Source organism: Corynebacterium tuberculostearicum (assembly GCF_030229345.1).
Taxonomy (GTDB): Bacteria; Actinomycetota; Actinomycetes; order Mycobacteriales; family Mycobacteriaceae; genus Corynebacterium; species Corynebacterium tuberculostearicum_G.
The window spans coordinates 39,443-50,993 of record NZ_JASPGP010000008.1; the positions used below are offsets into that span (position 1 = coordinate 39,443).

8 protein-coding genes are annotated in these 11,551 nt (G+C 60.3%); 2 read left to right on the forward strand and 6 right to left on the reverse strand.

Features of this window, described 5'->3' with window-relative positions:
• Positions 1-29: 29 nt before the first annotated feature.
• Together QP884_RS06860 and QP884_RS06865 are read left to right on the forward strand one after the other, a co-directional pair.
• The gene (locus tag QP884_RS06860) at positions 30-488 is read left to right on the forward strand and encodes a MarR family winged helix-turn-helix transcriptional regulator (protein ID WP_284821469.1); all 459 of its coding nucleotides are present in this window, start codon (positions 30-32) and stop codon (positions 486-488) included.
• Complete coding sequence (locus QP884_RS06865; RefSeq protein WP_284821470.1) at positions 489-4,412, forward strand: Pls/PosA family non-ribosomal peptide synthetase; 3,924 nt, start codon at positions 489-491, stop codon at positions 4,410-4,412.
• Positions 4,413-4,434: 22 nt separating this feature from the next.
• Here QP884_RS06865 and QP884_RS06870 read toward each other — a convergent pair whose 3' ends face one another.
• The 6 genes from QP884_RS06870 to groL all read right to left on the reverse strand — a co-directional run bounded on the left by QP884_RS06870 (position 4,435) and on the right by groL (position 11,326).
• Positions 4,435-6,081: a metallophosphoesterase family protein gene (locus QP884_RS06870; RefSeq protein WP_284821471.1), complete on the reverse strand. Its 1,647-nt coding sequence runs from the start codon at positions 6,079-6,081 to the stop codon at positions 4,435-4,437.
• A gap of 106 nt (positions 6,082-6,187) precedes the next feature.
• Positions 6,188-7,336 (reverse strand): alpha/beta hydrolase, encoded by a 1,149-nt coding sequence (locus tag QP884_RS06875; protein ID WP_284821472.1) that lies wholly within the window; start codon positions 7,334-7,336, stop codon positions 6,188-6,190.
• Positions 7,337-7,612: 276 nt separating this feature from the next.
• Positions 7,613-8,512 carry a polyphosphate kinase 2 gene (ppk2, locus tag QP884_RS06880; RefSeq protein WP_023019951.1) on the reverse strand — a complete coding sequence of 300 codons (900 nt, stop codon included), beginning with the start codon at positions 8,510-8,512 and terminating at the stop codon, positions 7,613-7,615.
• A gap of 154 nt (positions 8,513-8,666) precedes the next feature.
• Positions 8,667-8,801, reverse strand: a complete 135-nt coding sequence (locus QP884_RS06885) for a hypothetical protein (protein WP_284821473.1) — start codon at positions 8,799-8,801, stop codon at positions 8,667-8,669.
• A 34-nt stretch (positions 8,802-8,835) separates the two neighbouring features.
• Positions 8,836-9,009, reverse strand: coding sequence for a hypothetical protein (locus QP884_RS06890; protein WP_284821474.1), 174 nt, complete (start codon positions 9,007-9,009; stop codon positions 8,836-8,838).
• A 670-nt stretch (positions 9,010-9,679) separates the two neighbouring features.
• Complete coding sequence (groL, locus tag QP884_RS06895) at positions 9,680-11,326, reverse strand: chaperonin GroEL (RefSeq protein WP_200435714.1); 1,647 nt, start codon at positions 11,324-11,326, stop codon at positions 9,680-9,682.
• Positions 11,327-11,551 lie beyond the last annotated feature (225 nt).

The following is an 11,551-nucleotide window of genomic DNA, read 5'->3' on the forward strand; positions in this document are numbered from 1 at the left end:
AACCAATCTTTTGGTATTATGATGATGGTATGGCTTCCACGAATAATTCTGTAATCCCAACTGCCCTACTCGAATCCCCGTCGTTCCAGCTGGAGCGCCTCCGCCGCCGCACCCGCGATGGCGTCGAGGCCGCCTTGCAAACCAAGCAGACGACGCTGCGCGAGTACTGGGTCCTTACCTGCCTGGTGGACGCGGATGCTGCGTCGCAGTCCTACCTCTCCGAGACCCTGGCCATTGATGCCTCTGACATGGTGCGTCTTATCGACGCCCTCGAGGACCGCGGCTGGGCCAAGCGCGAGCGCGATCCGAAGGATCGCCGCCGCCAGATCGTCGCGTCCACCAAGAAGGGCGCGAAGGTCCATAAGGACTTGGCGGAGCTTGTTGCCACTGCCGAGGACGAGGCCTTGGATGAGTCCACCAATAAGCAGCTCAAGCACCTGCGTAAGTTGGCCAAGTCCATCATTGCCGCGGACGAAGAAGAGGCGTAAATGGCGGGCCCCGAATCACGTGTCCCGCAGCAGTACCTTCTAGGTAGCGCGGCGCCGCGGCCGCGCACGCTGTGGGACATCATCACCACCACCGCGGAGATGCACCCAGACGCCGCCGCGCTTGACGACGGCGAAATCATCACCTACTCCGAGCTCATCCACGAAGTCGAGCTGTGGGCCACCGAGCTGCACGCCAATGGCGTGCGCCGGGGCGATCGCATCGGCATTCGGATGACCTCCGGCAAGCGCGAGCTCTACCTCGCCATTTTGGCGACCTTGGCGGCGGGCGCGGCCTACGTGCCTGTCGACGCCGATGACCCAGACGAGCGCGCCGAGATGGTCTTCGGCGAGGCCGATATCGATGGCGTATTTACCGATGAGGGCTTCCGCTTCCTGCGCGATTCCGCGCGCCCGGACGCCCCCGACACCTCCGCCGAGGAGCCGTCCGAGAAACCCAATGCCCCGCGCCCAGAAGACACCGCGTGGATCATTTTCACCTCCGGTTCTACCGGCAAGCCCAAGGGCGTGGCCGTGAGCCACCGTTCCGCGGCTGCCTTCGTGGACGCCGAGGCCAGCCTCTTTTTGGTCAATCACCCGCACGGGCCGCTCGGCCCGGAGGATCGCGTGCTCGCCGGACTGTCCGTCGCCTTCGATGCCTCTTGCGAGGAAATGTGGCTGGCCTGGGGCCACGGTGGCTGCTTAGTCCCGGCGCCGCGATCCCTGGTGCGCTCCGGCATGGATTTGGGCCCGTGGCTCATCCGCCGCGATATCACCGTCGTGTCCACCGTGCCTACCTTGGCAGGCCTGTGGCCGGCCGAGGCGCTGGATAATATCCGCCTGCTCATCGTCGGCGGCGAAGCCTGCTCGCAGGAGTTGGTGGACCGCCTGGCCACCGAGGACCGCGAGATGTGGAATACCTACGGCCCCACCGAGGCCACCGTCGTCGCCTGTGCGCAGCAAATGCTGCCGGGGCGGCCGGTGTCCATTGGCTTGCCGCTGAATGGGTGGGACCTGGTGGTCGTCGATAAGCAGGGCATGCCTGTGGAATTAGGCGGCGTCGGCGAGCTGGTGATCGGCGGCGTGGGACTGGCGTCCTACCTGGATCCGGCTAAGGACGCGGAGAAGTACGCCCCGCTGGAGTCGATGGGCTGGCAGCGTGCGTATCGCACCGGCGACCATGTGCGCCTGGAGGAAGACGGGCTGTACTTCGTCGGCCGCGTGGATGACCAAGTGAAAATTGGCGGGCGCCGCATCGAGCTCGGCGAGGTCGAAGCCAACGTCGCGGCCCTGGATAATGTTTATAACTCGGCCGTGGCCGTGCAAAAGACCCCCGGCGGCGAGTCCGTCCTGGTGGGCTATGTTTCCCTCGAGGATGAGGCCAAGGGCTTCAACCACGAGGCCGCGCACGCCCGCTTAGCCGAAACCATGCCGGCCGCGCTCGTACCGCGCATCTGCGTCATGGAAGAGCTGCCGGTGCGCACCTCCGGCAAGGTGGATAAGAAGGCCCTGCCGTGGCCGCTGCCGGGGGTGGGCGTGGAATCGACCACGCTGACCGAGACCGAGAAGTGGCTCGCGGAGCTGTGGGTGGACACCCTCGGCGTGTCCGTGGAAGACGAGAACGCCGACTTTTTCTCGCTCGGCGGCACCTCGCTGGCGGCCGCGACCCTCGTGGGCCATATCAGGGAGCGCTACCCCACCGTGGCCGTGCGCGACCTCTACGACCACCCGCGCTTAGGCTCGCTGGCCGAGCTCATTGCGGGAGCCGAACCGCGCCCCGCGGCTGCTGACGTCCCCATGCGCGAGGTCACCAAGGTCGGCTTCGGCACCCGCCTCGCCCAGACCCTGATTCAGATCCCCGTCATGACGCTGGCCGCATCCAGCTGGCTGGCCTGGCTCATGCTGGGTTCCACCGTGGCGGCATCGCTGGGCTTTGAGGGGGCCGCGGCCTATCCGTGGTGGCTGGTCATTGCCATGCTCGTGGTCTTTGTCACCCCCGTCGGCCGCATCCCCATTGGCGGCTACGGTGCGCGTCTTATTACGGCCGGCATTAAGCCGGGCGATTACCCGCGCGGCGGTTCGACGCACCTGCGCATCTGGGCGGCCGAGCGCTGGGCTAATGCCTCCGGCGCGAGCTCGCTGGCCGGTGCCACGCGCGTGAATAACTACGCCCGCGCACTTGGCGTCAAGGTCAAGCGCGGCGTGGACCTGCACTCCCTGCCGCCGGTGACCGGCCTGCTCACCCTGGGCAAGCACGCCGCCATCGAGCCCGAAGTGGATCTCTCCGGTTACTGGCTGGACGGCGATATCCTGCATGTCGGTGCCATCGACGTCAAGGAAGGCGCTCGCGTGGGCGCACGCTCCACGCTGCTGCCCGGCACCGTGGTGGGCAAGGATGCCCACGTGGAGGCCGGCTCCACCGTCACCGGCCGCAAGAAGATCAAGGACGGCCAGCGCTGGTCGGGCTCGCCTGCCAAGAAGGTAGGCCGCTCCAAGCACCGCTTCCCATCCCATACGCCCAAGCGCCGGCCGTGGTGGGTGGCCATTTATGACGCCACCTCCGTCCTGCTGGCCATCCAGCCGGTTGTTGCGCTGGCGGTAGGCGCGGCCATCGTCTTGGCCTTCGTGCATTCCACGGGTGGCGATAGCTTCGTCGGTGCGATCTTCTTCGCGCCCGTCGGCGCGCTGGCGGCCTTTGCCACCTATATGCTGCAGACTTGGCTGGGCGTGCGCATCCTCTCGCTGGGTATCAGCCCAGGCGTAGCACCCGTACGCTCGGCCAAGGGCTGGCGTCTGTGGGCCATCGAGCGCCTCATGGACGAGGCCCGCACCAAGCTCTTCCCGCTCTATGCCTCCCAGCTGACCCCAGCGTGGCTGCGCTCGCTCGGCGCGGAGATTGGCACCAACGTGGAAATCTCCACCGCGGTCATGATCCCCAAGCTTACCGAGGTCAAAGAGGGTGCCTTCCTGGCCGATGACACCATGATCGGTGGCTACGAGCTCGGCGGCGGCTGGATGCGCACCGGCGAGACCAAGGTGGGCAAGCGCTCCTTCGTGGGCAACTCCGGCATCACCGCACCCGGCCGCAAGCTATCCAAGAACTCGCTGGTTGCCGTGCTTTCTTCTACCCCAAAGAAGACAAAGGCCGGCGCCAACTGGTGGGGTGCGCCGCCAGAGCGCATGCGCCGCGTGACCGTAGAGGTGGACTCCCCCGCCAACTCGGGTGAGGCGCTGACCTATAACCCGGGCTTTGCCGTCAAGGCTGCCCGCGGCGTGGTGGAAACCATGCGCCTTTTGGCACCGATGTTTTCTGCCATGCTGCTCGCGGCAACCCTTAGCGTCTACGACTCGCTTCTCGACGCCCTCGGCTTCCCCCTCACCTGGCTCCTCTCCGGCCTCGTGCTCATGGGCATGGGTGCGGTGGCCATGGCCGTCACCGTCGCGGTGAAGTGGATCTGCGTGGGCAAGCACCGCGCGGCTGACCACCCGCTGTGGTCCGCTTTTGTCTGGCTCAATGAGCTGCAGGATACCTTCGTGGAGGTCGTCGCCGCGCCGTGGTTCTTCCAGCACACCTACGGCTCCGGCGAGATCAACCTGGGGCTGCGCGCCCTCGGAGTGGAAATCGGCCGCGGCGCATGGATCGATTCCTACTGGTTCCCGGAAACGGACCTCATCCGCATCGGTGAAGCCGCCACCGTGGGCCCTGGCACCGTGGTGCAAACCCACCTTTTCCAGGACCGCGTGATGAGCCTGGATACCGTCACCATCCAGGACGGCTCCACGCTGGCCGCCCACTCGGTGGCGCTGCCGGCCTCGCTCATCGGCACGGCTTCCACCGTAGGCCCTGGCTCGCTGGTCATGCGCGGTGACCGCGTTCCCACCAACGCCGTGTGGCAGGGCAACCCCATCGAGCCCTGGAAGCGCTAGGCCGCCGGCAGTAACCTGCGCCCTACCGCGCGAAGTCCTGGTATTTAATCATCTCGCCGGACTTGAAGTCCCAGGCCTCCACCCGGACGCGGTCTGCAAAGACCTTGACCCGCAGTCCGGTGGAGGCTTCTTCCTTTTCCTTGACGATTGTCTCGTCATTATCGCCATCCGGCAGGTACTCATTGAGGATGGCGCCTGTGTTGACTACCGGGAAACCGGTGCGGCCGGCCTCGCCGGTACCGTCGTAGCGGCGGGTTCCCCACCAGTTGTTTTGGTGCAGCGAGGAATGGCTGTGGCTGCTAAACCACACGATGTTGTTGTACTTATTGACCACATTGGAAAGCGCCTCGAGGTCCTCAAAGTCATTCTGGTACCACGCCGAATGGGACATCGAAACCGTCTGCGGCAGCAACGGATGGCTAAAGACTAGCGCCGGTGTGCCCTGAGCATCCCAATACGCTAGACGCTCATCTAGCCAGTCGAGCTGCTCCTTGCTAAGGCGCTGGAACGGCTCCTTGCCGTGGCGCAGAATATCGGAATAAAACTCGGTATTCACCGAAATGAGCGGCACCCCATCCACCACTTCTTCCTTCCACGGCTTGTCCTGGCCGGAGTATTTGAGGAAGCGATCCAGGTAGGTCTCAGAGCCTTCCTTGCCATACATTTCGTGGTTGCCGATGGTCCACAATTCCTTTCCCGAATCGTGCGGTACCTCGCTGTGCGCGGCCAAGAAATCATCCCACTGCTGCTGCGAGCCATCGTCCACGAGGTCACCGTTGAGCACCAGCGCTCCAGCCTTGTCCTCCATACCGTTCAACTGGCGGACCGCGTCTTTGTAGTCTTGGGGGTCGCCCTGGACGTCGGAAAGCACGTCCACGATGGCTTGCGGCGAGCCTTGAAGCTCACCCAGCGGCTTGACGACGCCCACATTGTCCACCGCCCACCACCAGTCATCATTACCGTTGTTGTAGCTGAATCTAACCTGCATATTCTTCGCGCCGGCCGGTATGTCCACACCGATGGACTCGTGCTTGGAGAAGACGTCCCTATCAAAGGCGGCGATTTCCTGAGCTTCCCCGCCATCGAAGGAGACTGTCACCGTGGCATTCTGCCCGTCCTTGCCCTGGCGGTAATGGTGGTCGAATTCCACATTCACTCGCTCCTGCCCCGCCACCGGGATGACCGGGCTCTTTAGACCCGCGGTCATGGAATCGCCCTCGGCCAATCGCTGCTGCTTGTTATCGATGATGGCGAAAGTGTCATGCGCCTGGGTGAAATAGTGGCGCATATCGGTACCAGATGCCCAGGTCCAATGGCGCATATCGCCAAAGGTCCAACCCTTCCAGCGCGCCTCGCCTGAGTCCACGCCGTGCACGTCCGTACTCCACCCCTCCGGCGCGCGGTGGGTAAACCATGCCGGGGTATCCACCTCATCGAAGCTTTCCTGCCACAGCACCCGCGATTCAGTGCCTTCTCCCGGTTGCGCATCGCCGCTTGCGGAGGAACCCTCGGACGAGCCCTGGGAAGACCCCCAGGAAGAGCCAAACGATGATCCCAAAGAAGAACCAAAGGAGGAACCCGGAAGCGAGGACTGAGCGACCGCAACGGGCGCGCCTACCATTCCGGTGAGCGCCAGGACAGAGGAGAAAGCACAGAGTTTATTTTTCATAATTCAATTTCTATCCGGCCTGGGCAACGAGGCGGTTACATATACGTAAACTCTTGGCAAGCACTGTATGCCTGCCAAGAGTTCTCGCTTTGTGTCCCGCGAGGATTTAGACGTGGCGGTCGAGCCAGTCCACGACGGTATCGAGGGCCTGATCGGCAGCCGGTTCATTGAAGACCTCGTGCTTCTGGCCTTCCCAGGTCACATACTCCACGTCCTCGGAAGAGATGGAGTTGTACCAATCCTGGGAGAAGTACGGCGGTACGATGCCGTCCTTGGTGCCGTGCATGATGAGCGTCGGCGCGGTGAAGAGGTCCGCATTGACGGCGTCATAATTCGCAATCGCCGCCAACTGCAGGGCAGTTCCAGCGCTGGTCTTCTGCGCAATGAGCGGGCTAGAGGCATACTCGTCCTTCACCGCTTGGTTAGTGGAGATACCATCCGTAAATGGATTAGACAGCTGAATGTCCTTGCTCCACTCCGGCGATTGTGCGCCGATTTCAGTGCGGTGCGGAATCAGGTTCTGCGCATAGTGCGCATTAAAGCTGGTGAGTTGGGCCAGCGGCAAGCGCTCAAAGATGGTGGGATCCAGCTTCTTCTGGGTCTCCGAAATATCATCCGGGGTGATATTCTTTCCGGCCACGTTCTTGCCAGAGAGGTTCAGCGGCGCGCCGCCACCGTTGGTGATAATGCCATCCACCTTGCCCGGCTCACGGATGCCATAGGCCTCCACGGTCAGCGAGCCCATCGAGTGGCCCAGCAGGAAGGTCTTTACTCCCTGGTTTTCCTCCTTGGCTATGTCCACCACATGATCAAAGTCATCCAGAATGTACTGGAAATTATCGATGTGCCCCAGAGGCACGCTGCCGCCAGCGGACTTTCCATGGCCGCGGTGGTCTACACGGTAGACGTTGTAGCCCGCATCCAGCAGGCGCTTGGCGACGTAATCGTATCGCCCCGAGTGTTCAGAGACACCGTGCGCAAGAACCACCGCACCGCGTGGGTTGGCCACCTTCTGCTTGCGGTAGTAGATCTTGACACCCTCGCCATGAGCGCTATCGAAGTAGCCTTCCTCATCGGATACCTGCTTTTCCGAGACAGTTGGGCGCCCCAATACATCTGGTTTCTGGTCTGCCGCGGGCGCAGGTGCCGGGGCTTCCTGGGCGATTGCCCCTGCCGTGAGCGTGCCAGATACCGCAACTGGTGCCGCCAGTACTGCTGCCGCCGTCAGCCAAGCGGTTATTTGCTTCTTCATCATCACTGTCTCCTCGTGGTGCTGTAGATCATATCCTTGCGTTAGATGAGATGGAGATAACAGTGATGCTAAATATCTTGAGACGGCTACCACAAATAGTTTTCGACAATGCTACCTACGGTTCCGTAACATAACCGCACGGAAATAGCCCTTTAAAATCCCCAAATTTCCACGAAACTATTTCTCCCCATTTACCCCCTTTTGATACCCCTAAAACAAAAAGCGGGAAACCCGGGCTTACCGAGTTTCCCGCCTAATGTGCGGCTAATTTAGCTCAACCTAGTCACCAATCTGGTCGCGACCACGCTTAACGATGTTCTCATCGACCTCGCCCACCAGCTCATGGTCCTTGTTCGTGTACTCGAACTTGGACAGCACATAGCGCATGGCGTTAATACGGGCACGCTTTTTGTCGTTGGACTTAATGGTGATCCACGGCGATTCTTCCGTATCCGTGTAGCGGAACTGCTCTTCCTTCGCCCGGGTGTAGTCATCCCACTTATCCAGCGAAGCCAAGTCCATCGGGGACAGCTTCCACTGGCGCACCGGGTCGATCTGGCGGATAGCGAAGCGGGTGCGCTGCTCCTTACGGGTAACAGAGAACCACAACTTGGTAAGGGAGATTCCCGAGCCCAGAATCATATTCTCCAGCATCGGAACCTCACGGAGGAACTCTGCGTGCTGGCTTTCGGTACAAAAGCCCATAACGCGCTCCACACCGGAGCGGTTGTACCAAGAGCGGTCAAAGAAGACGATCTCGCCACCGGCTGGGAAGTGTTCAATATAGCGCTGGAAGTACCACGAGGTGGACTCACGCGGCGACGGCTTTTCCAGAGCCACAGTGCGAGCGCCACGCGGGTTCAGGTGCTCGTTAAAACGCTTAATGGTGCCACCCTTGCCGGCCGCATCTCGACCCTCAAAGATAATAATGTGGCGCTGGCCAGTCTCCTTGGTCCAGTTCTGCCACTTCAGCAGCTCAATCTGGAGAGCACGCTTCACAGACTCGTACTCATCGCGAGTCATACGCTCATCATAGGGGTAATTTTCCCGCCAAGTCTGAACCGGGGAACCATCCGGCATGATCAGCGAAGGATCATCCTCATCGGTTCCATCGACGACGTAGCCGTCAGTTTTTGCCAGGTCAATCTCGGGAAGGTCGTCGTCTTTAATATCAGCCATGCATTAAGTGTAACCCGAATGTAGACATCTAGCGCGCTAAATTTTCGCAGTTACCCCTGCCCCCAGGAGACCAACAAAACAAAAAGAAGGCCCACCGAAACGGTAGGCCTTCTTGCTTCAGTGAGCGTAAGAGCTCAGAACTGAGGGGGTGTTCTTATACGAACATGCCGATCAGGTCGGAAGCGCCATCAGCAATGTCAACCAGTGGCTTAACGATGCCGTACAGGGAATTGAACAGGCCACCAAAGATGTCGAATGCGAAGTTCAGGGTGGAAGAAAGGTTCTCCATTTTAATATCTCCTCAGATAGTTAGCGTGTTTTTATTACTTGGAGCTCAGAGCCGGCAGAACTTCACCGGTGAACTCGAATGCGCCCTTAGCAGCCTCAAAAGCGTTAGAGAAGCCGGTCCATGCGGTGATGCCATCAACGATGGTCTTCCAGCCGTTCCAAGTGGTTACGAAGTTGTCCAGGTGCATCTGGATAGTGGAGAGATCCATGTTTGAACTCCTAAATATAGATCCGAAGCTATTGCCCCGGAGGGGTTTGCAGTTTGCAGACACCCTCAGTGGGCGTCACAAGAAACATTTTCGCACAAGTTCGAACGAAATCAAGTCAAATTTGCATAGATGTCCCAACACGCAGGCAACTTGATAAGGATAAGTTTATGCCTTATAGCAGTCATTAAAAACTTTTTACCTTAACTGAATGTCCATTGAACTGGGCTTTTGCCTTACGCTTTAATTAGTTGGACCAAATAGGACTTAACACTGTAACGCTTTCCGGTGTAACGGACGATAGATAGACGCAAAACTCGCCCTTTACGAGCGAAAAACTTTTTTGAATTCCACCTCTCCAGTTACCCCTATACGGGGTCAATGGGGTGCATGTTTCGCGTGTGAAACGCTGTGACGGAGGTTCTTGAGACTTTTCCACAGTGGATTGCCTGAGTTTTCTTTGCACTTTGGCCCAAATCGAAACCGTCTATGACGAGCGATTTCGGAAAATCTATCCGCGAAGACGCTGTGTCGCCGTATCACATTGGTTAAGCAAAGTACTGCAGACACGCCGAAGCGCCCCGCCTCATGCGCTCTAAAGCACAGAAGCGGGGCGCTCAAGCTTATTCCGCTAGGTCTGTTGTGTGGGCGGCCTATAGGCGTTTTAGGGCGTTTAGAAGCCCATGCCGCCCATAGCGTCAGCGTCCGGCATGCCGTTGTTGGCGCCGGCCGGCTCAGGCTTGTCGGCAACGACAGCCTCGGTGGTCAGGAACAGAGCTGCAATGGATGCAGCGTTCTGCAGAGCGGAACGGGTGACCTTAACCGGGTCATTGATGCCAGCTTCCATGAGGTTGACGTACTCGCCGGTAGCAGCGTTCAGACCCTCACCTGCTGGCAGGGAGGCAACCTTGTCAGCAACAACGCCTGGCTCGAGGCCAGCATTGTGTGCAATCTGCTTCAGCGGTGCAGACAGGGCCTCGCGGACGATCTTGACGCCGGTAGCCTCGTCGCCCTTGAGGTCATCCAGGGAATCCAAGACGGAAGCGGCCTGCAGCAGTGCTACGCCGCCGCCGGCAACGATGCCTTCTTCCACGGCAGCCTTTGCGTTGCGGACTGCGTCCTCGATGCGGTGCTTGCGCTCCTTGAGCTCGACCTCGGTAGCGGCACCGACCTTGAGGACGGCAACGCCGCCGGAGAGCTTAGCCAGGCGCTCCTGCAGCTTCTCGCGGTCATAGTCGGAGTCGGAGCTTTCGATCTCGGCACGGATCTGCTTGATGCGGCCGTCGATCTGCTCCTGGGAGCCAGCACCCTGAACGATGGTGGTCTCGTCCTTGGTGACAACAACCTTGCGTGCCTGGCCCAGGTACTCGAGCTCGGCGGTCTCGAGGGAGAGGCCGACCTCCTCGGAGATGACCTGGCCGCCAGTGAGGATGGCCATGTCCTGCAGGGTGGCCTTGCGGCGGTCGCCGAAGCCCGGTGCCTTAACCGCAACGGACTTGAAGGTGCCGCGGATCTTGTTCACAACGAGGGTAGACAGGGCCTCGCCCTCAACGTCCTCAGCGATAATCAGCAGCGGCTTGCCGGACTGCATGACCTTCTCCAGCAGCGGAACCAGGTCCTTGATGTTGGAGATCTTGGAGGAAACCAGCAGGATGTACGGATCCTCCAGTACTGCCTCCTGGCGCTCCATATCGGTAGCGAAGTAGCCGGAGATGTAGCCCTTATCAAAGCGCAGGCCCTCGGTTACCTCGAGGTCAACGCCGAAGGTGTTGGACTCTTCCACGGTAATAACGGAGTCCTTGTTTACGGAGCCGTTGCCCACGGTGTACATAGCCTCGGCGATCTTCTCGCCGATAGCCGGGTCAGCAGCGGAGATGCCAGCGGTAGTAGCAATCTGCTCCTGGGTTTCTACTTCCTTGGCGGAAGACAGCAGGGAGTCCACAACCTTCTTGGTTGCGGTCTCGATGCCGCGCTTGATGCCCATTGGATTGGAACCTGCGGCTACGTTGCGCAGACCCTCGCGTACCAGAGCCTGTGCCAGCACGGTTGCGGTGGTGGTGCCGTCGCCTGCGACGTCGTCAGTCTTCTTGGCAACTTCCTTGACCAGCTCGGCGCCGATCTTCTCGTAAGCATCCTCGAGCTCGATTTCGCGAGCGATGGAAACACCGTCGTTGGTAATGGTCGGGGCGCCCCAGGACTTTTCCAGGACGACGTTGCGGCCCTTGGGGCCGAGGGTGACCTTGACGGCGTCGGCAAGCGTGTTGAGGCCGCGCTCGAGGCCGCGGCGGGCCTCTTCATCAAAAGCGATAATCTTTGCCATTGTGTTTGTGCTCCTTGGTTTATTGAGGACGACACTCACGTCTTTCTCGCTGCGGACGCCCGCGACGGCATGGCTGGTGAGTGTGAACCAACCTCAACCACAACGATGTAGATTTATCTGGCACTCATACTGTGCGAGTGCTAACGACCATTCTGGCACTCTCCTACCGTGACTGCAAGAAAAAATGGCGCCCCCGCGAAGGGACGCCATTATATAAGGAATGGA

Excerpts from the sequence above, each read along its gene's own strand:
- QP884_RS06875 (WP_284821472.1), bottom strand. The coding sequence starts at position 7,336 with ATGATGAAGAAGCAAATAACCGCTTGGCTGACGGCGGCAGCAGTACTG.
- QP884_RS06870 (WP_284821471.1), bottom strand. The coding sequence starts at position 6,081 with ATGAAAAATAAACTCTGTGCTTTCTCCTCTGTCCTGGCGCTCACCGGA.
- groL (WP_200435714.1), bottom strand. The coding sequence starts at position 11,326 with ATGGCAAAGATTATCGCTTTTGATGAAGAGGCCCGCCGCGGCCTCGAG.
- QP884_RS06890 (WP_284821474.1), bottom strand. The coding sequence starts at position 9,009 with ATGGATCTCTCCACTATCCAGATGCACCTGGACAACTTCGTAACCACT.
- QP884_RS06865 (WP_284821470.1), top strand. The coding sequence starts at position 489 with ATGGCGGGCCCCGAATCACGTGTCCCGCAGCAGTACCTTCTAGGTAGC.
- ppk2 (WP_023019951.1), bottom strand. The coding sequence starts at position 8,512 with ATGGCTGATATTAAAGACGACGACCTTCCCGAGATTGACCTGGCAAAA.
- QP884_RS06885 (WP_284821473.1), bottom strand. The coding sequence starts at position 8,801 with ATGGAGAACCTTTCTTCCACCCTGAACTTCGCATTCGACATCTTTGGT.
- QP884_RS06860 (WP_284821469.1), top strand. The coding sequence starts at position 30 with ATGGCTTCCACGAATAATTCTGTAATCCCAACTGCCCTACTCGAATCC.